The organism is Streptomyces fuscichromogenes, assembly GCF_014645815.1.
GTDB lineage: Bacteria > Actinomycetota > Actinomycetes > Streptomycetales > Streptomycetaceae > Streptomyces > Streptomyces fuscichromogenes.
In genome coordinates this window covers 183,248-203,326 of the sequence record NZ_BMML01000022.1, presented here as the reverse complement: position 1 = coordinate 203,326, position 20,079 = coordinate 183,248, and the positions used below count along the sequence as shown (strand labels likewise).

Here is a 20,079-nt window from a genome sequence, read left to right as displayed (position 1 = left end):
TTCGGGAGCCTGGCAGGGCATGCGAGTCCGCTGCGGCAAGGGCGGGTTGTTCAAGTAGCGCTGAAGTAGCCGGGATGTCTTGTGCGGGGGGCGGGGGCCGCCCGCGGGAGGAACAGCGCGGCGCGGGGAGCCGGGGGGCCTCCCGGGGCGGAAGCGTGCGGGAGGCGGGGGCCTTCCGGGGGAGGAAGCGTGTCAAAGCACCATGTCGAACCACTGGGGACCGGGGGGTTTCTGTGCGGCAGGGGGGACTAGTCGACCCTTTTCCGCCGGCGCGCAGGCGTCTGGCGGACGGGGCAGTCAGCAGACCGGCGATCGAGTGGGAGCAGCGGTATCGCCGTACCGTGATCATCAGCGATACCGCGGCCACGGCCTTCGTGGTGGCGGGGATCGGCGAGTTCTTCGGGGCCCGGGACGCGGCCAACTGGCACGAGAAGTGGGGGATTCTCGCCTTCGGCACCGAGTTGCTGGTGCTGTCGTCGCTCGCGGTGGGCCGGTCGTGGGCTCCGGCCGTGCTCGGCCAGGGGGCCGAGGAGTTCCGCCGGCTCGGCCGCTCGCTGTTCGCGGCGACCGTCGTACTCGCGCTCGGCGGGATCGCCCTGACCTCGCGCAACATCAAGCTCTGGATCTTCGTCGCGATCCCGGCGATCGGGCTCGTGACCATGTCCGCGCGGTATCTGCTCCGCCTCTCCCTGCACAGACGGCGGAAGGACGGGCGGTGCCTGAGACCGGTGCTGGCCGCCGGAAGCCCGTCCACCGTGTGCGACCTGATCAGCCGGACCCGCAAGTACCCGCACATCGGCTGGCGGGTGGAGGCGGTGTGCACGACGGACGGCCGCGGCCTCGACGGTGACGAACTGGACGGAGTGCCGGTCGTCGGCCGCCTGACGGACGTCGCCAAGTACGTCCGCCACGACGGCTTCCGCGTCGTCGCGGTCACACCGGACCCGCACTGGACGCCGGACCGGCTGCAGCGGCTGGCCTGGAACCTCGAAGGCAGCGATGCCGAGATGGTCGTCGCCCCGGTGCTGATGGAGGTGGCCGGTCCACGGCTGCACGTCGACGCGGTGCTCGGGATCCCGCTGCTGCGGGTCAGCCTGCCGACCTTCACCGGGGGCCGCCGGGCGATCAAGGAGGTCGTCGACCGGGTGGGCGCGGCGGTCCTGCTGATGCTGTTCGCCCCGCTGATGATCTCCGTCGCGCTGCTCGTGCTGCTGAACAGCCGGGGCGGGGCCTTCTACCGCCAGCGCAGAGTGGGCAAGGACGGCCGGGAGTTCACGATCCTCAAGTTCCGCACCATGGTCGTCGGGGCCGACCGGGCACGTGCCGGGCTCGCCGACCGCAACGAGGGCGCGGGACTGCTGTTCAAGCTCCGCCGGGATCCGCGGGTGACCCGGGTGGGGGCGGTGCTGCGCCGGTACTCGATCGACGAACTCCCGCAACTATTCAACGTGCTCACCGGATCCATGTCGCTCGTGGGTCCGCGGCCTCCGCTGCCGGAGGAGTGCGCCGAGTACGACCCGGACATCCGGCGGCGGCTGCTGGTCAAACCCGGGCTCACCGGCCTGTGGCAGATCAGCGGACGCAGCGACCTGCCGTGGGAGGAGGCGGTCCGCCTCGACCTTCGGTACGTGGAGGACTGGTCGCTCGCCCTCGACACGGTGATCTTGTGGAAGACGATGCGTGCGGTGCTCCACGGGCAGGGGGCCTACTGATGCGCGGGGGGCTGCGACTCAGAGGTTCCGCCGACGCGCGGACCGCAGGCCACAAGGGCCTGCCTGGGGGGAGAGACGGGTCATGAGAGTCAGCGTTTTCGGCCTCGGCTACGTGGGCTGCGTGTCGGCCGCGTGCCTGGCCAGCATGGGGCACGAGGTCATCGGGGTGGACGTCAACCAGGTGAAGGTCGACCTGGTCAACGACGGCAAGGCTCCGGTGGTGGAGGAACGTATCGGCACGCTCATCGCCGAGGTCGTACGGACCGGAGCGCTACGCGCCACCGGCGACGTGCGCGAGGCGATCACGGGCAGTGAGGTGTCGCTGGTCTGTGTGGGCACGCCGTCGGAGCCCAACGGCAGCCTGTGCACCACGTATCTGGAGCGGGTCACCGAGCAGATCGGTGCCGCGCTGGCCGAGAGGGGCGGGCGGCAGACCGTCGTGTTCCGCAGCACCATGCTCCCGGGCACCTGCCTGAACCTGCTGGTGCCGATCCTGGAGAAGAGCGTCGGCGGCACGGCCGGGGTGGACTTCGGGGTCGCGGTCAACCCGGAGTTCCTGCGCGAGGGCACCAGCGTGCGGGACTTCTTCGACCCGCCCAAGACCGTCGTCGGCGAGCTCGACCCGGTGAGCGGGGACACGGTGACGGCGCTGTACGACGGCCTGCCCGGCGAGGTGTTCCGGGTGCCGATCCCGACCGCCGAGGCGATCAAGTACGCCGACAACGCGTTCCACGGCCTCAAGATCGGCTTCGCGAACGAGCTGGGCGCGGTCTGCCAGGCGCTCGGAGTGGACTCGCACCAGGTGATGGACGTGTTCCTGGCCGACCGCAAGCTGAACATCAGCCCCGCCTACCTGCGCCCCGGCTTCGCCTTCGGCGGCTCCTGCCTGCCCAAGGACCTGCGCAGCCTGGTGCACGCGGCACAGCGGGCCGACGTCTCGGTGCCCATCCTCTCCCACGTGCTGGCCTCCAACGCCGACCACCTCCAGCGCGCGGTGGACCTGGTCGAGCGCACCGGCAAGCGCCGGGTGGGGCTGTTCGGGCTGTCCTTCAAACCCGGCACCGACGACCTCCGCGAGAGCCCGCTCGTCGAACTGGCGGAGCGGCTCTTCGGCAAGGGGTACGACATCAAGATCTACGACGCCCATGTGAGCCTCTCCCGGCTGCTCGGCGCGAACCGTGAGTACATCGAGAGCCGGCTGCCGCATCTCGCCCAGCTGCTCGCGGACTCCGTCGACGAGGTGCTGGAGCACGCCGAGGTGTGCCTCGTCGGGACCAGGGACCCTGCCGTGCTGTCGTCGCTGCCTCACGACGGCGGCCCGGTGATCATCGACCTCATCCGCCTTCCCGACGCCGAGACGCGCCGGACCGAACCGGGGTACATGGGCCTTGCTTGGTAACGAGACCAGTGGCGGCGGTCCGGACCGCCGCGCGCTGATCCTGGTGGAGAACCTGTCGGTGCCGTTCGACCGGCGGGTGTGGCAGGAATGCACGACGCTGCGCGACGCGGGCTGGACGGTGCACGTCATCTGTCCGCAGGGCAGCAAGCGCGACACGGAACCGGAGGCCGAGATCGACGGGGTGCGCATCCACCGCTACCCGTTGCGCGCGGCCACCGGAGGCCCGGCTGGCTACCTGAAGGAGTACGGCTCGGCGCTGTGGCACACCGCCAGGCTGGCCCGCAAGGTCGGCCCGGTCGACGTGGTGCACGCCTGCAACCCGCCCGACCTGCTGTTCCTGCCTGCCCTGTGGCTGAAGCGGCGCGGCGCGCGGTTCGTCTTCGACCAGCACGACCTGGTACCCGAGCTGTACCTCTCCCGGTTCGGCCGCGGCAAGGACCTGCTCTACCGCGCCGTGTGCGCACTGGAACGGCGGACCTACCGGGCCGCGGACATCGTCCTCGCCACGAACGAGAGTTACCGGGACGTCGCGGTGCGCCGAGGCGGCCGGCGACCGGAGGACGTCTTCGTGGTGCGCAGCGCGCCCGCGATCGAGCGTTTCCAACCGGTCCCGGCGGAGCCGCGGTTGAAGCGCGGCAAGCCCCATCTGCTCTGCTACCTCGGCGTCATGGGACCCCAGGACGGCGTCGACTACGCCCTGCGGGCCCTCGCGAACCTCCGCGACGAGCTCGGACGGACCGACTGGCACGCCGTGTTCGTCGGTTCCGGCGACGCCTTCGACGCGATGGTGGAGCTGTCCCGGCAGCTCGGGCTCGGTGAGCAGGTGGAGTTCACCGGACGCATTCCGGACGCCGACCTGGTGCGCTACCTGTCCACCGCGGACGTCTGCCTCTCTCCCGACCCCCGCAATCCGCTCAACGACGTGTCGACCATGAACAAGGTCCTCGAATACATGGCGATGGGCCGGCCGATCGTCTCGTTCGACCTGAAGGAGGCGCGGGTCTCCGCCGGCGAGGCCGCGGTGTACGCGCCCGCCAACGACGAGGCCGAGTTCGCCGAGCTCATCGCGCTGCTGCTGGACGATCCGGACAAGCGGGCCCGGATGGGCAAGATCGGCCAGGAGCGGGTGAGCGGGCCGCTCTCCTGGCGGCACTCGCAGGCGTCGCTGCTCGCCGCCTACGCCGCTGCCTGCCGTGACCACGCTCCGGTCCCGGCGGGGGATCAGGCAAGAACAGGGAAGAGGCAGCGCAGTTGAGCGAAGACACGATACGTCTGGTCACCATCGGACGGATATTCCGACGGCGCTGGCGGCTTCTCGTCGTCCTCGCCGTCGTGGGCGCACTCGCCGGCTACGGCGCCTCGGTGCTGTTTCCGCCGCAGTACACGACCTCGGCGTCCGTCCTGCTGCCGGGGCAGTGGGAAGACCGTGAACTGCTGACCCAGGTCGACATCGCGACCAGTTCGACGGTGGTCGACCGCGCGGGCGCCACGCTCGGCTGGAAGGACGTCAGCGACGCCGAGCTGCGGGACCGGGTGACCGCCACGGCCGCCGACGGGAACATCATCAAGATCTCCGGCACGGCCGACACCCCGAAGCGCGCACAGCAGCTCTCCGACGAAGTGGCCGCGCAGTTCGTGAAGTTCGCCGCGCGGATCGCGGGCGGCGGCACCGACTCCGCCGCGTCCACGGAGGCCGAGACACTGCGCAACCAGGTCGAGGAGACCAACCGCCGCATCACCGAGCTGGCCGACGCGGCCGACCCGGGGCAGACCGTGGAGGGCGTACAGGCCCGGACGGAGCTGGAGAAGCTCAGCACCTCGCTGGAGGAGGCCATGACGAAGCTGGACGAGGCCGACCCGGCGAGCAACAAGGCCGGCATGGTCGTCATGGGACCGGCCCCCCGGCCGACCGGTGAGGCACCGCCCACGAGGGTGCAGCTCATCGGCGCGGGAGCGCTGCTGTTCTTCCTGCTCGCGGTCATCGGCCATCTCGTCGCCGCCCGGATGAACCGCCGGCTGCGCACCGAACCGGAGATCACCGCGGCGCTGGGCTCGGCGCTGCTGGGCACCGTCGAGGTGGCCGACGGCCGGCGCGGCACGCACCGGCCGCAGAACGGTGGCCGGCCGGGCCTGCTCCGCCGCCTCCTCGGCACCGACACCCGGTGGGACCTGCCGACCCCGCGAAGAGCCGACGACGAGGCCGGCCGGCGGATCCGCTACCGGCGGGTGTGCGCCCGCCTGCGGGACCAACTGCCCACCCCCCGACGGCTGCTGGTGGTCGTACCGGAAGGCGACGAGCTCGCCCGCCGGGCCGCCGCACAGCTCGCCGCCGAGGCCAAGAGCGATCCGCAGCTACGGGTGGTGGAGGTCTCGGTGGACCGGCCGATCGTGCCGGACCGCGGCACCGAGTCCGGCGCCCTGGTCGTCCTCAGCGCGGGCAGCTGGACCGCGGAGGAACTCGCCGGCATCGCCGAGTCCTGTGCGGACGGACGGCACGAGGTCGTCGGCATCGTCGTCGCCGACCCGGTCCGCGCCCGCGAGACCCGCTCTGCCCCACCTCCTCCGGACGACGCCACGCTCGCGCTCGCGGTCCCCGGCCACACGACGGGAGGCCAGGCGTGATGACGAACACGACCCCGGAGCCGTCGGCCGCGGCTCCGCTTCTCGATCTCCAGGCCCTGGTGGTGGCGGTGCGCAGGCGCCGCCGTCTCTGGTACTCCATGGCGCTCCTCGGCCTGCTGGCCGGCACCGCGCTGGCGGTCCTGAAGCCGCCGTCGCCGACCGCGGTGACCAAGGTGCTGGTCGCGCACGCGGAGGACCAGCCGAACGACACCGGGACGCTGATCCGCACCGACGTCCAGGTGCTCCAGACCACGCAGATCGCCGACAAGGCCCTGAAGTCCCTCAAGTCCCCGGAGAAACCCGAGGACTTCATGCAGGAGTACCGGGGCACCGGGCTGACCAACAACCTGCTCCAGATCACCGTGACGGGCGACACCGACGCCCAGGCGGTGGCCCGGGCCAAGGCGCTGGCCGACGCGTTCGTGGCCGACCACGTGCAGCGGATGAAGGACACCGCGAAGGCCGAGGCCCAGGCCCTGCTCGACCAGCGGGACCGCATGCGGGTCGAACTCGCCCAGGTCAACAAGGAGATCGGAAACCAGTCCGCGGACACCGACCCGAAGGCGTCGGCGACCCTGGAGTCGCTCTTCGCCCGCCGCGCCGAACTCGACTCCCGCATCTCCGATTTCGACGAACGCGCCGCGGAGGCACGGACCGGCACGCCCGCGGTCGTCGCCGGCACGCAGATCGTGGACGCCCCGCGCGCGCTGCCGCAGTCCCTGCCCAAGGCCGTTGTCACCGACGCCGTGGTCGGGCTCGTCCTCGGCCTCTTCCTCGGGCTCGCGGTGGCCGCGGTCGGCACGGTGGTGGCGGACCGCCCCGTGCTGCGCCGGGACATCGCGGCGAACCTGGGCGCCTCCGTCATCGCGGAGCTGCCCCGCCGCAACGGAAGGCCGTGGCAGCGCCGGCGCACCCGGCTGACCCGCGAACGGCTCACCGCGACCCTGGCCCGCACCACGCGCGGCTCCGCCGAACCGGTGTCGCTGCTCGAACTGGGCTGTGTGCGCGCCACCGGCGCGATCGCCCTGGACCTCGCCAGGTCGATGGCGGCGGAGGGCCCGGTGACCGTCGTCGACGGCCTGCCCGGCGCGCAGCTGGCCCGCCACCGCCAGAAGCCGGGCGACCCGACCGTGGTCGGCGGCGAGCGGGCCGCGACCCTGCCGCCTCAGGAGCGCCGGATCGGTGTCGGCTCGGTGGCGCCCGGCACGGCGTGGACCGACCTCCAGTACCTCGGTGCCCAGACCGTGCTCGTGGTACGGGCCGGGCACGGCAGCGCCGCCTGGCTGCACACCGTGGCACGGCAGCTCGCGGACCAGCGCATCCCGGTGATCGGTGTGGTGCTGATCGACCCCGATCCGCGGGACCGGACCGACGGCACGCTGTGGGACGGGCTGCAGACCGCGCTGCGCGGCCGCAGCGAGCGGCCGGCCCGGCAGGTCGGGACGGGCCAGCGGCGCTCGGAGCGGCAGCCGGTGTGGGCCGCCCGGGGCCCGGAGAACGACCAGGAGGTGCGGTAGCACGTGTGTGGCATCGCAGGCACTTACCGCTGGCCGGACGGAAAGGCGGTGACCGACCGGCTCACCGACACCCTCGCCCACCGCGGTCCGGACGGGGCGGGCCGGTACAGCCACCCCGCCGGGGACGGCGAGGTGCACCTGGGGCACCGCCGGCTGGCCATCATCGACCTGTCCGAGACCGGCGCCCAGCCGATGGTCTCGGACGGCCTCGTCCTGACCTACAACGGCGAGCTGTACAACGCGCCCGAACTCCGTGCCGAGTTGGAAGCCACCGGGGTCCGCTTCCGCGGCACCTCCGACACCGAGGTGCTCCTGGAGGCCTGGCGGCGCTGGGGCACGGACTGTCTGCCCCGGCTGCGCGGCATGTTCGCGTTCGGCGTCTTCGACGAACGCACCGGCGACCTGGTGCTCGCCCGCGACCAGCTCGGCATCAAGCCGCTGTTCCTGCTCCGGCGCGGCGGGGGCCTGGTGTTCGCCTCCGAGCTCAAGGCGCTCTCCGCCGCGACCGGCAGGTCCTTGCAGGTGGACGATGCCGCGCTGGTGGCCTCGCTGCTCTACTACTGGGTGCCGGACTCACGGTGCGCGTTCCGCGAGGCGGAGAAGCTGCCGCCGGGGAGCTGGCTGAGGGTCCGGCCCGACGGCCGCGTGCAGCGCGGCCGGTTCTGGAACCTGAAGGACGTCGCCGCCGAGGGCCGGGAGCGGGCCCGCGCCGGCGAACAGCCGGACCTGGCCGCCATCGTCGAGGAGTCGACCCGGCGGCACCTGCTCTCCGACGTACCGGTGGCGACCTTCCTCTCCGGCGGCCTCGACTCCAGCTGGCTGACCGCGCTGGCGGCCCGCCACCAGCCCGGGATCTCCGCCTACACGATCGGGTTCCGCGCCGAGGACGCGAAGTTCGAGGCGATGCCGGACGACCTGCGCTACGCCCGGCAGGTCGCCGCGCAGTTCGGCGTCGAGCTGCACGAGATCGAGATCGCGCCGAACGTGCTCGACATGCTGCCGCGGATGACGTACCACCTGGACGAGCCGATCGGCGACCCCGCCGCCATCAACACGTACCTGATCTGCATGGCCGCACGCGAGGCCGGGGTGAAGGTGATGCTCTCCGGGATGGGCGCGGACGAGCTGTTCGCCGGGTACCGCAAGCACCTGGCCAACCTGCTCGCATTGCGCTACCAGCGGGTCCCGCGGCCCCTGCGGCGCGGGGTGTCCGGGGCCGTGGACCGGCTGCCGGTCGCGACGAGCCGCCGGGGGTACCGGTCGGTGCGCTTCGCGAAGCGGTTCCTCTCCTTCGCCGACCTGCCGGAGGAGACCGCCTTCCGGCGCAGCTACACCATGTACGACCAGGACGAGCTGCTCGCGCTGCTCGATCCGGACCTGGCCGGGACGGTCGACGACGTACTGACCGAGCACGCGGACGTCTACCGGGACAACGACCTCGACGACTTCGTCAACCGCATGTGCCTCACCGACGCCCGGATGTTCCTGCCGGGCCTGAACCTCGCCTACACGGACCGCTCCAGCATGGCCGCCTCCACCGAGGTACGCGTGCCGTACGTGGACGTCGAGGTGGTCAGGGCGGCGTTCGCGGTGCCAGGCGACCGCAAGATCGTCGGACGGCAGGGCAAGGCCGTCCTCAAGGAGGCGGCCACCTCGGTCCTGCCCCGGGAGATCGTGTACCGGCCCAAGGGCCTGTTCAGCGCCCCGCTGCGGGCCTGGATGAGCCGGGACCTGGCACCGCTGGTGCGCGAGGTGGTCAACGACGGCGAGCTGGTCCGCTCCGGGTTCCTGCGCCGTGACGCGCTGCAGCGGCTCGTCGCCGAGGACGCCGCCGGGCAGCGGGACTACTCCAAGCATCTGTGGCACGTACTGACCCTCGAGTACTGGTATCGCGACGCGACCTCCGGGTCCGGCCAGAGCACTCGGTTGACGGCTTAGGAATCAGGGGACTTCGGTGAAGCAGGTCGTACAGAACTACAAGAGCGGCGAGCTGGCGGTGCTCGACGTTCCGGTGCCGGGGTGCAAGGCGGGCGGTGTGCTGGTGCGCAGCGCCTACTCGCTGATCTCCACCGGTACCGAGCTCATGAAGGTGTCCGAGGCCGGCATGTCGATGCTGGGCAAGGCCCGCTCCAGGCCGGACCAGGTGGCCAAGGTCATGCAGAGCGTGGCCACCAACGGACTGCCCGCCACCTACCGCAAGGTGATGGGCAAGCTGGACTCCTACACCCCGCTGGGCTACTCGCTGTGCGGGGTGGTCGAGCAGGTCGGCGCCGGGATCGACGATGTGAAGGTCGGCGACCTGGTGGCCTGCGCCGGCAACGAGCACGCGCTGCACGCCGAGTTGAACTGGGTGCCGAAGAACCTCTACACCCCGGTGCCGGACGGCCTGGCGCCGCGCCACGCGGCCTTCGGCACCGTCGGGTCGATCGCGATGCAGGGCGTCCGCCAGGGCGAGCCGCAGCTCGGCGAGGTGGCGCTGGTCATCGGCCTCGGACTGATCGGGCAGCTGGTGGTGCAGCTCCTCACCGCGGCGGGCGTCCGCGTGGTCGGCGCCGACCCGGACCCGGCACGCTGCGAACTCGCCGCGCGCCTGGGCGCCGCGGCCTGCGGCGACCCCGCGTCCCCGGCCGTGGAGGCCGCCGTCGCCGAACTCACCGACGGCCACGGCGTGGACCAGGTGTTCCTGGCCGCCGGCGGTGGCAGCAACCAGCCCGTCGAGCTGGCCGCCCGGCTCGCGCGGGACCGCGGCCGGGTCGTCGACATCGGCAAGTGCCGCCTGGACCTGCCGTGGAACGCGTACTACGAGAAGGAACTCGACGTCCGCTTCTCGCGCTCCTACGGCCCCGGGCGCTACGACCCGTCGTACGAGCTGGAGGGCCGCGACTACCCGATCGGCTACGTCCGCTGGACCGAGCGCCGCAACCTGGCCTGCTTCCTGGACCTCGTCGCCCGGGGCAGGGTCGACGTGGAGCCGCTGATCTCCCACGTCGCCGACTTCGAAGACGCGGTCGAGACGTACCGGCGGCTCAAGGACGGTGAACTCAAGGCCGTCGCCGTGCTGTTCCGGTACCCCGAGCAGGAAGCGGAAGCGGGGGAGACCGAGGCCTCGGCGGTGGCCGTGCCCGCGGTGCCTCGCACCGCCAGGGTGTCCGCCCCGGCCCGGTCCGCCACCTCCGCGGTGCGTCTCGCGTTCGTCGGCGCCGGCAACTACGCGACGTCGATGCTGCTGCCGCACCTGGCCCGGCGCGAAGGCGTCGAGCTGGCGACCGTCGTCACCACGACGGCGCTCTCCGGGGCCAACGCGCAGCGGAAGTTCGGCTTCGCCGAGGCGACCACCGACCTCGACGCGGTGCTCGGCGACAAGTCGATCGACGCGGTGTTCGTGGTCACCCGGCACAGCTCGCACGCCGAACTGACCCGGCAGGCACTGCTGGCAGGCAAGACCGTGTTCGTGGAGAAGCCGCTGGCCCTCACCGAGGACGAGCTGGCCGGAGTGCTCGCGGCGGTGCAGGAGTCCGGCAACGACCGCCTCCAGGTGGGCTTCAACCGCCGGTTCGCACCGCTGCTGACGGAGGCCAGGGAGCGGTTCGGCACCCGGACCGGTCCGGCGAACCTGCGTTACCTGGTCAACGCGGGCAAGCTGCAACACGGCAGCTGGTACCTCCAACAGGCCGCCGAGGGCTCGCGGTTCGCAGGGGAGGGCGGCCACTTCATCGACACGGCGAGCTGGCTCCTCGAAGCCGACCCGGTCTCCGTGTACGCGACGGCCGCGCCCGGCAACGAGGACCTCCAGGTCGTGCTGCGCTACCCGGACGGATCCACCGCCACCATCAGCTACGTCACCACCGGCGCCCCCGGCTTCCCCAAGGAGACCCTGGACCTGGTCGCCGACGGCAAGGTGCTGCGGCTCGACGACTTCGTCCGTGCCTCGGTCCACGGCCCCAGGAAGTGGGTCAGTTCGCGGTTGCCCAAGGCCCGGGACAAGGGGCAGAACGCCGAACTCGCCGCGTTCGTCAAGGCCGTGCGGACCGGCGGGCCGATGCCGGTACCGCTGGAGTCGCTGGTCGCCACCACGGCGGCCACGCTCGCCGTGGGGACCGGCCTGGCCGGCGGCGCGCCGGTGACGTTGGCGAGGACGCCGTGACCATGAGCGCGGGCTGGTACCTGCGCCGGCTGTCCCGGATGGGTCCGCGCGAGGTCGCGGGCCGGGCGGGCGACACGGTGCGCAGACGGCGGTGGCGGTCGGCGCGGCCCGACTGCCCGAGCGTGAGCGGCGCCCGCTTCACCGCGGTCCTGCCCGCGGGCACGATCGCCGAGGTCCCGCCGGACGCCGTGAAACGGCTCGTCGCCGAGGCGGACCGACTGATGGCCGGACACGCCGAGTTCTTCGGGGTGGTCCGTGACGACCTCACCGACCCGGACTGGGCGTACGACCCGAAGACCGGGCGCCGGGCCCCCTCGGGCCACGCCTTCGACGTGCCGTACCGCGACGAGGACGTGGCCGGCGACATCAAGCAGATCTGGGAGCCGTCCCGGCACCAGTACCTCACCGTGCTCGCCGCCGCCTACGCGGTCACCGCGGACGAGCGGTACGCCGAGCGGGTGGCCGGGCATCTGCGGTCCTGGTGGACGGCCAACCCCCCGCTGCGGGGCGTGCACTGGATCAGCGGCATCGAGCTGGGCATCCGGCTGCTGTCCTGGGTGTGGATCCGTCGGCTGCTCGACGACTGGCCGGGCGCGGCCGGGCTGTTCGAGGACAACCCGGTCGCGCTGAACCAGATCTGGCACCACCAGCGCTGGCTGGCCGCCTTCCCCAGCCGGGGCTCCTCGGCGAACAACCACGTCATCGCCGAGACCGCCGGGCAGTTCGCCGCGGCCTGCGCCTTCGGCTGGTTCCCCGCCTCGGCCCGCTGGCGGTCCGCCGCGCTGCGGTCGCTGGAGCGGCAGTTGCGCGCCAACACCTTCGACTCCGGTCTCAACCGCGAGCTGGCCACCGAGTACCACGGACTCGTCCTGGAACTCGGCCTCGCGGCGGTGGCCGAGGCGGACGCCGCCGGCGTGCCGGTCCCCGCGTCGCTGCGGCGGGTGCTGCTGCGGATGACCGACGCGCTCGCGGCCGTGGTGGACGACCGGCTGCGACCGCCCCGCCAGGGGGACGCGGACGACGGGTACGGCCTGGTCGTCGACGGCGCCGGCACCGACCGCTGGGCCTCGCTCCTGGCGACGGGCGACGCCGTGTTCGGCCGCCTCGACTGGTGGCCGGAGGTGACCGCCACCGATGTGCGCACCCCGCTGCTGGCCGCGCTCATCCGGCCGTACCCGAAGGACGGGACCGCCCGCCCGGCGACCAGGCCCGCCCACTTCGCCGACGCGGGGCTGACCGTCCTGCGCGGTCCGGGAGGGATCTGGTGCCGCTGCGACGGCGGTCCGCACGGCTTCCTGTCCATCGCCGCGCACGCCCACGCGGACGCGCTGTCCGTGGAGGTCCGGCACGACGGGGTCGACGTGCTCGCCGACCCGGGGACGTTCTGCTACCACGGGCAGCCCGAATGGCGGCAGTACTTCCGCTCCACCCTCGGCCACAACACGCTGCAACTGGACGGCGGCGACCAGTCCGTCTCCGGCGGCCCGTTCCTGTGGACCCGGCACGCCCGCACCCGCGTCCTGACCGCGGACGCCTCCGGTGCGGACGCGGCCCGCTGGTGTGCCGAGCACGACGGGTACCAGGGCTCCGTGCACCGCCGCCGGGTGGAGCTGACGGCCGCGAGCCAGGAGCTGACGGTGGTCGACGAGGTGCGCGGCCCGCACCGGACCGTGCGACTGGCGTTCCACCTGGGCCCGGAGATCGCCGCGGACCTGGTGGGGAACCGGGCGGTGCTCACCTGGATCCGGGACGGCGAGGGGCGTTCCGCGGTGCTCGACCTGCCCGGACAGCTGTCCTGGCGGGCGCATCGGGGCGAGACCGCCCCGCCGCTGGGCTGGTACTCCGCCGGATTCGGACGCAAGGAACCCACCACCACGCTGGTCGGCACCGGTACCACGGACGGCGCGGACGGGTTCACCACCGTGCTCAGGTTCGGCGGCTAGGGGGGCACGTGGGGATCAAGAGACGGCACTGGGCGTTGGCGGCGGCACCGCTGGCGCTGGCCCTGCTGACGGCGACCGGCTGCGAGAGCACGTCGGGCACCCCGGCGGCGAAGCCGAGCACCGCGCCGTCCACGGCCACGTCCGCCGCCCGGTCCATGGCCCGGGTGTGCGCCCACCCCGCGGCCGGGCCGGCGAAGGCGCCGGCGGGCGCGGTGACGGTCGACCCCGCGGTGGTCGGCGACCTGGCGTCGAAGACCAAGAGCAGTCCCGCGAACACCACGTTCTGGCTTCGACCGGGCAAGCACCGGCTCACCCCGGACCGCTACGCCCAGGTCATCCCCAAGAAGGGGGACCGCTACCTCGGCGCGCCCGGCGCGGTGCTCGACGGCGGGAAGAAGAACCAGTACGCGTTCGCGGGCACCGCCCGTGACGTCACCATCCGCTACCTGACCGTGCAGCACTTCGTCGCACCGCAGAACGAGGGCGTGGTCAACCACGACTCGGCCGACGGATGGGTGATCGAGCACACGACGATCCAGGACAACTCCGGGGCGGGCCTGATGGCCGGAGCCCGTCAGCAGGTCCGCGCCAGCTGCCTGCGCGACAACGGGCAGTACGGAATGAACGCGTACAAGGGCGGCGGCGGTATCAGCGGCCTGGTGGTCGAGGACAACGAGATCGTGGGCAACAACACCGACAACTGGGAGCGGAAGCAGGAAGGCTGCGGCTGCAGCGGAGGCATCAAGTTCTGGGCCGTCAACGGCGCCGACGTACGCGGCAACTGGGTGCACGACAACCGCGGAGCCGGGTTGTGGGCGGACACGAACAACAACGACTTCCTCATCGAGAACAACGTGCTGGAGAACAACGACGGTGCCGCGCTGATCTACGAGACCAGCTACAACGCGATCATCCGGAACAACACGATCCGGCGGAACAACTGGGTCGAGGGCCGCAGGTACGCGGACCGCGGCGACAACTTCCCGTACGCGACCGTCTACCTGTCCGAGTCCGGCGGCGAACCACGGGTCAGGGCCCGCACCGACAAGATCGAGATCTACCGGAACGTGCTGGAGAACAACTGGTCCGGGATCACCCTGTGGGAGAACGCCGACCGCTTCTGCAACAGCCCGGCCAACACCTCGTCCGGTGACTGCACGCTGCTGGTGAAGGACCCGCACCGCTGCGTGGAGCCGGCGATCGCCAAGGCACCGCTGTACTCCGACTGCCGGTGGAAGACCCAGCGCGTGGACATCCACGACAACCGCTTCGTGCTCGACGAGTCCGTGGTCCAGTGCACGGAGATGTGCGACCGCATGGCGGTGCTGTCCAACTACGGCACCTATCCGGACTGGTCGCCGTACAAGGGCGAGAAGGTGGCCGAGGCGATCACCCACGAACAGGACAACCGCTGGCACCACAACGTCTACGTCGGACCGTGGGAGTTCGTCGCCTACGACCCGAGCCGGGTGTTCGACTTCGACGAGTGGCAGGGCACGGACTACCGGCAGGACGCGGGCAGCACCCTCGACCCACGGGCCGGTGGCTGAGATGGACAAGCAGATGAACACAGAGACGGACACGCAGGCGGACACGCGGTCCGGCGCCGGACCGCGCTCCGCCGGCACCCCGAGGATCGTCGGGATCGTCTGGGGGCTGCTGGTCCTCAACACGCTCGGCTCCGCCGGGGCGAAGACCATCGTCCCGCTGCCCCGCTCCCTCATCCAGATGGTCACCATGGGGGCACTGGTCGCCGCGTTCGCGCTGGCGCTCGTGGTCAACGTCCGGCTGCGCATCCGGCCCAGCGCCTACCTGCTGGTGCTCACCCTGCTGCTGGTGTCGAGCGTGATCTCCAGCGCGAACCTGGAGTCCGGGTTCGGCGCGCTGTTCCGCTGCTTCCGGCTGACTCTCTTCGTCGGCACACTGTGGCTGCTCACCCGCTGGTGGGACGGCAGCCTGACGTTCGTCCGCCACCACATCCGGGCCTACTTCGCGGTGCTCGGGTCGGTGGCCGCCGGCCTCGTCGTCTCACCGGGCGCGGCCCTGCCCGACCTCTACGGCGGACGTCTGGTCGGCGCTCTGTGGCCGCTGACCCCGCCGCAGATCGGGCAGTACGCGGCGGTGATCATCGGGCTCGCCGTGCTGCTCCTGCTGGGCCACCGGATCGACCGGACGAGCGCCGCGGTGGTCATCGTGCCGTCCTTCGTGCTGCTCGCGCTGACCCATACCCGGACGGCCACGCTCGGCCTGCTCCTGGGGCTGGCGCTGGCGATCGGCTCGCTCATCCTGACCAGCGCGGCCGCCCGCCGGTTCTTCACCTGGGCGGTGCTGTGCTCCGCGGTGGCCGCGGTGGGGTTCGCCGGCGCCCTGCAGACCTGGTTCCTGCGCGGACAGAGCAAGGAGAACTTCTCCAGCCTCACCGGCCGGGCCAAGGTCTGGGACGCCCTGCTCGCCGCGCCCCGGTCGACCTCGGAGAAGTTCCTCGGCGTGGGCCTGGGCGACAAGTCGTTCGGCGGGCTGCCGATCGACAACAGCTGGCTGGCCGTCTACAACGAGCAGGGTCTGGTCGGCGTCACCCTGGTCGCGGTGATCATCGTCGTGCTGGGCGGTGTCGCGTTGCTGCGGCCACCGTCGCTGGAGAGAGCCTGCGCCATCTTCCTGATCAGCTACTGCGCGATCGCCTCGTACACCGAGGCCGGTCTCGGCGACGCCTCGCCGTATCTGCTGCATCTGGCCCTGGCCGCCTCGCTGCTGGCGGTACCCGCCGCGACGCCCGGAGCCCCTCGACAACTCGCCCAGGGACCGGAGGTGGCCTGAGCATGCACGTCCTCGTGGTGCACAACCGCTACGGCTCGGCGCAGCCGAGCGGGGAGAACAAGGTCGTCGACCAGGAGGTGGAACTGCTGCGCGCGGCCGGCCACCGGGTCGAGGTGTTCGAGCGGCGCAGCGACGACATCGCCGGCCGGTCGCTGCTCGGCAAGGTCGCGGTGCCGCTCCTCGTGCCGTGGAACCCGGCGGTCCGCACGGAACTCGCCGCCCGGCTGCGCACCGAGCGGCCGGACGTGGTGCACGTCCACAACGTCTTCCCGCTCCTGTCGCCCGCGGTCCTCGCCGCGTGCGCCGACGCCGGGGTGCCCGCCGTGGCCACGCTGCACAACTACACCCAGGTCTGCCCGCCCGGCACGCTGCAGCGGGACGGCCGGCCGTGCACCGAGTGCGTCGGCACCGCACCGCTGCCCGCCGTCCGGCACGGCTGCTACCGGGACTCCCGCCTCGCGACCGTGCCGCTCGCGGTCAGCATGTCGGTCAACCGGCGGCGGTGGTGGTCCGGCGTGGAGCGCTTCCTCTGCATCTCCGCGGCTCAGCGCGACGTCCTGGTGCGCTCCGGCATGCCGGCCGAGCGGCTCGCGGTGAAGCACAACTTCGTTCCCGACCCGGGCAGTTGCCGGGAAGGCGAGGGCGAGTACCTGCTCTACCTGGGCCGGCTCGCGGAGGCCAAGGGGGTACGGCTGCTGATGGCCGCGTGGGACGAGGCCGCGGCGGCCGGCGGTGTGGGCGTGCCGCTCGTGATCGCCGGCACGGGGCCGCTGGAGCGAGAGGTGACCGCCTGGGCGGCCGACCGGGACGACGTCCGCTACGTCGGCCTGCTGGACCCGGCGGAGTGCCGCAAGGCCGTCGCGCGGTCGGTCGCCGTGGTGGCTCCCTCGACCTGGCTGGAGGCGTTCGGCCTGGTGGTCGTGGAGGCGATGGCGGCCGGGGTGCCGACCGTCGCCGCCGGCCACGGCGCCTTCGTCGAACTCGTCGAGGACGGCGTCACCGGGCTGCTGCACCGGCCGGGCGAGCCCGCCTCGCTCGCGTCCTGCATACGCCGGATCGCGGCCGACCCGGCCCGCAACCGGGAGATGGGCCAGGCGGCCCGCCGCCGCTACGAGCAGGGATTCAGCCCGGCCGTCGGCCTGGAGCGCCTGCTGGAGGAGTACCGCACCGCGATCGCGGGGCGGTCAGCACAGGCTCGTGCCGGGGAGACCCGCGCGAGCAGGGGGGATGGGGACAGCAGATGACACGATGCCGACTCTGCGGCTCGGAAGCGATGGCGAGCGTCGTCGACCTCGGGGCGACGCCGCCATGTGAGAGCTTTCTCGCCGCGGACCAACTGGACGAGCCGGAGCCGGCCTACCCGCTGCACCTGCGGGTCTGCACCGACTGCTGGCTCGCGCAGATCCCTCCGCTGATCACACCGGAGGAGACGTTCAAGGAGTACGCCTACTTCTCCTCCTTCTCGACCTCCTGGGTGGAGCACGCGCGCACGTTCGTCGCCGACGCCGTACAGCGGCTGCCGCTCGGCCCCGACGCCTTCGTGGTCGAGGTGGCGAGCAACGACGGGTACCTGCTGAGGCACGTGGTGGACCGGGGGATCCGCTGCCTCGGCATCGAACCGTCGGTGAACGTCGGCGCGACGGCACGGGAGGCGGGCGTGCCCACGCTCACCGAGTTCCTGTCACCGGAAACCGGTACCGCCGTCCGCGCGGAACACGGCCCGGCCGACCTGGTCGTCGCCAACAACGTGTACGCGCACATCCCCGACGTGGTCGGCTTCACCCAGGGACTGCGCGCGCTGGTCGCCGACGACGGCTGGGTCTCCATCGAGGTGCAGCACCTGCTGACCCTGATCGAGGAGAACCAGTACGACACGATCTACCACGAGCACTTCCAGTACTACACGGTCGCGTCCGCGATCCGGGCGCTGGCGAGCGGCGGACTCACGCTCGTGGACGTCGAACTGCTGCCCACGCACGGCGGCTCCATCCGGCTGTGGGCCCGCCCGGCCGAGGCGGCCGGCGAGCCGACCCGGCGGGTGGCGGACGTACTGGACCGGGAGAAGGCCGCCGGGCTCCAGGAGCTGTCCGGGTACGCCGAGTTCTCCGCCCGGGTGGCCAAGGTCCGCCGCGACCTGCTGCGGTTCCTCATCGACGCGGCCGAACGCGGCGAGACGGTCGTCGGCTACGGCGCCCCGGGCAAGGGCAACACCCTGCTCAACCACTGCGGCATCCGCCCCGACCTGCTCGCCTACACCGTCGACCGAAACCCCTACAAGCACGGCAGGTTCACCCCGGGCACCCGCATCCCGATCCTGTCGCCCGAGCGGATAGCCGCCGACAGGCCGGACTACGTCCTCGTGCTCCCGTGGAACCTGCGGGCCGAACTGGCCGAGCAGCTGTCCTTCGTCCACGAGTGGGGCGGCCGGCTGGTCTTTCCCATCCCGGAACTGAGCATCGTCGAGGCCGCGAAAGAGGTCACAGCATGAAGGTCGTCCTGTTCTGCGGCGGTTACGGGATGCGCATGCGCAGCGGTGCCTCCGACGACGTGCCCAAACCGATGGCGATGGTCGGCCCGAGACCGCTGATCTGGCATGTCATGCGCTACTACGCGTACTTCGGGCACACCGAGTTCATCCTCTGCCTCGGGTACGGCGCCCACCACATCAAGGACTTCTTCCTCAACTACGAGGAGACCACGTCCAACGACTTCGTCCTGCGGCGCGGGCAGACCGAGTTGCTCTCCACCGACATCGCCGACTGGACGATCACGTTCGCGCAGACCGGCATCGAGTCCCCCATCGGGGAGCGGCTGCGCCGGGTACGGCACCACCTGGACGGCGACGAGATGTTCCTCGCCAACTACGCCGACGTGCTCACCGACGCCCCGCTGCCGGAGATGATCGACAAGTTCGCCGCGCGCGACGCCGGGGCGTCGATGATGGTGGTCCCGCCGCAGTCGTCCTTCCACTGCGTGGAGTTGGGCGAGGACGGCCTGGTGGGAGGCATCACCGCGGTCAGCGAACTGCCGCTGTGGGAGAACGGCGGCTACTTCGTGCTCCGCCAGGAGATCTTCGACCACATACCGGAGAACGGCGACCTGGTCGCCGACGGCTGCGCCCAACTGGCCAAGCGGGGACGGCTGGTGGCGCACCAGCACCGCGGCTTCTGGAAGCCGACCGACACCGTCAAGGAGCGGGCCGCGCTCGACGAGGCCTACACCCGCGGCGACCGCCCGTGGGCCGTGTGGGAGCGGGACACCGCCGGAGCCGAAGCGTGATCCGGCTCGGGGCCGGACCCCTGGACCGGATCGTCGCGGTGGGCGCGCACTGCGACGACATCGCCATCGGCGCCGGCGGCACGCTGCTGACGCTGTGCCAGGCGCGGCCGGGCATCCGGGTCGACGCGCTGGTGCTCTCCGGCGGCGGCAGCGAGCGCGAGCAGGAGGAGCAGGCCGCGCTCGCCGCCTTCTGCCCGGGTGCCGACCTGCGGCTGACCGTGCTCAAGCTGCCCGACGGCCGGCTCCCGGCGCACTGGGAGGAGGCCAAGGCCGCGGTCGAGGAACTGCGCGAGCGGACCGACCCGGAGCTGATCCTCGCGCCGCGCACCGACGACGCGCACCAGGACCACCGCGGCCTGGCGCGGCTGCTGCCCACCGCGTTCCGCGACCACCTCGTGCTCGGCTACGAGATCGTCAAGTGGGACGGTGATCTCGGCCGGCCGGCGGCCTACCAGCCGCTGACGCCCGAGACCGCCGAGCAGAAGGTGCGGCTGCTGCAGGAGCACTACCCCTCGCAGCGGCACCGCCCCTGGTACGACCGGGAGGCCTTCCTGGGCCTCGCCCGGATCCGCGGCATCGAATGCCACACGCGCTACGCCGAGGCGTTCTCCGTCACCAAACTCACGCTCAACCTGGGGGGTTGAAC

The 20,079-nt window shown here is 72.0% G+C and carries 14 protein-coding genes; all 14 read left to right on the top strand.

Annotated elements, in window-relative coordinates; translation table 11 throughout:
* Positions 1 to 233: 233 nt before the first annotated feature.
* The 14 genes from IEZ11_RS37145 to IEZ11_RS37080 all read left to right on the top strand — a co-directional run bounded on the left by IEZ11_RS37145 (position 234) and on the right by IEZ11_RS37080 (position 20,077).
* Complete coding sequence (locus IEZ11_RS37145) at positions 234 to 1,712, top strand: sugar transferase (protein WP_189267399.1); 1,479 nt, start codon at positions 234 to 236, stop codon at positions 1,710 to 1,712.
* An 82-nt stretch (positions 1,713 to 1,794) separates the two neighbouring features.
* Entirely contained in the window at positions 1,795 to 3,111 is a 1,317-nt protein-coding gene (locus tag IEZ11_RS37140) for a nucleotide sugar dehydrogenase (protein ID WP_189267398.1), read from the top strand.
* Complete coding sequence (locus IEZ11_RS37135; protein WP_189267397.1) at positions 3,101 to 4,366, top strand: glycosyltransferase family 4 protein; 1,266 nt, start codon at positions 3,101 to 3,103, stop codon at positions 4,364 to 4,366. The genes IEZ11_RS37140 and IEZ11_RS37135 overlap by 11 nt, the downstream gene beginning before the upstream one ends.
* The gene (locus IEZ11_RS37130; protein ID WP_189267396.1) at positions 4,363 to 5,733 is read left to right on the top strand and encodes a Wzz/FepE/Etk N-terminal domain-containing protein; all 1,371 of its coding nucleotides are present in this window, start codon (positions 4,363 to 4,365) and stop codon (positions 5,731 to 5,733) included. Before IEZ11_RS37135 ends, IEZ11_RS37130 begins: the two co-directional genes overlap by 4 nt.
* Complete coding sequence (locus tag IEZ11_RS37125; RefSeq protein WP_189267395.1) at positions 5,730 to 7,250, top strand: Wzz/FepE/Etk N-terminal domain-containing protein; 1,521 nt, start codon at positions 5,730 to 5,732, stop codon at positions 7,248 to 7,250. Before IEZ11_RS37130 ends, IEZ11_RS37125 begins: the two co-directional genes overlap by 4 nt.
* Positions 7,251 to 7,253: 3 nt before the next feature.
* The gene (asnB, locus tag IEZ11_RS37120) at positions 7,254 to 9,188 is read left to right on the top strand and encodes an asparagine synthase (glutamine-hydrolyzing) (RefSeq protein ID WP_189267394.1); all 1,935 of its coding nucleotides are present in this window, start codon (positions 7,254 to 7,256) and stop codon (positions 9,186 to 9,188) included.
* Positions 9,189 to 9,204: 16 nt separating this feature from the next.
* The gene (locus tag IEZ11_RS37115) at positions 9,205 to 11,394 is read left to right on the top strand and encodes a bi-domain-containing oxidoreductase (RefSeq protein ID WP_189267393.1); all 2,190 of its coding nucleotides are present in this window, start codon (positions 9,205 to 9,207) and stop codon (positions 11,392 to 11,394) included.
* Complete coding sequence (locus tag IEZ11_RS37110; protein ID WP_189267392.1) at positions 11,391 to 13,337, top strand: heparinase II/III family protein; 1,947 nt, start codon at positions 11,391 to 11,393, stop codon at positions 13,335 to 13,337. The genes IEZ11_RS37115 and IEZ11_RS37110 overlap by 4 nt, the downstream gene beginning before the upstream one ends.
* 8 nt (positions 13,338 to 13,345) lie before the next feature.
* The gene (locus IEZ11_RS37105) at positions 13,346 to 14,887 is read left to right on the top strand and encodes a right-handed parallel beta-helix repeat-containing protein (RefSeq protein WP_189267391.1); all 1,542 of its coding nucleotides are present in this window, start codon (positions 13,346 to 13,348) and stop codon (positions 14,885 to 14,887) included.
* Between the two features lie 13 nt (positions 14,888 to 14,900).
* Positions 14,901 to 16,154: an O-antigen ligase domain-containing protein gene (locus IEZ11_RS37100; RefSeq protein WP_189267390.1), complete on the top strand. Its 1,254-nt coding sequence runs from the start codon at positions 14,901 to 14,903 to the stop codon at positions 16,152 to 16,154.
* Between the two features lie 2 nt (positions 16,155 to 16,156).
* Complete coding sequence (locus IEZ11_RS37095; RefSeq protein WP_189267389.1) at positions 16,157 to 17,398, top strand: glycosyltransferase; 1,242 nt, start codon at positions 16,157 to 16,159, stop codon at positions 17,396 to 17,398.
* Complete coding sequence (locus IEZ11_RS37090; protein WP_189267388.1) at positions 17,395 to 18,642, top strand: class I SAM-dependent methyltransferase; 1,248 nt, start codon at positions 17,395 to 17,397, stop codon at positions 18,640 to 18,642. The genes IEZ11_RS37095 and IEZ11_RS37090 overlap by 4 nt, the downstream gene beginning before the upstream one ends.
* Positions 18,639 to 19,433 carry a sugar phosphate nucleotidyltransferase gene (locus IEZ11_RS37085; protein ID WP_189267387.1) on the top strand — a complete coding sequence of 265 codons (795 nt, stop codon included), beginning with the start codon at positions 18,639 to 18,641 and terminating at the stop codon, positions 19,431 to 19,433. Before IEZ11_RS37090 ends, IEZ11_RS37085 begins: the two co-directional genes overlap by 4 nt.
* Positions 19,430 to 20,077, top strand: a complete 648-nt coding sequence (locus tag IEZ11_RS37080; protein ID WP_189267386.1) for a PIG-L deacetylase family protein — start codon at positions 19,430 to 19,432, stop codon at positions 20,075 to 20,077. Before IEZ11_RS37085 ends, IEZ11_RS37080 begins: the two co-directional genes overlap by 4 nt.
* The last annotated feature ends 2 nt before the right edge of the window (positions 20,078 to 20,079 follow it).

Coding starts and splice junctions, on each gene's coding strand:
- IEZ11_RS37140 (WP_189267398.1), top strand. CDS start 1,795: ATGAGAGTCAGCGTTTTCGGCCTCGGCTACGTGGGCTGCGTGTCGGCC.
- IEZ11_RS37100 (WP_189267390.1), top strand. CDS start 14,901: ATGAACACAGAGACGGACACGCAGGCGGACACGCGGTCCGGCGCCGGA.
- IEZ11_RS37095 (WP_189267389.1), top strand. CDS start 16,157: ATGCACGTCCTCGTGGTGCACAACCGCTACGGCTCGGCGCAGCCGAGC.
- IEZ11_RS37090 (WP_189267388.1), top strand. CDS start 17,395: ATGACACGATGCCGACTCTGCGGCTCGGAAGCGATGGCGAGCGTCGTC.
- IEZ11_RS37085 (WP_189267387.1), top strand. CDS start 18,639: ATGAAGGTCGTCCTGTTCTGCGGCGGTTACGGGATGCGCATGCGCAGC.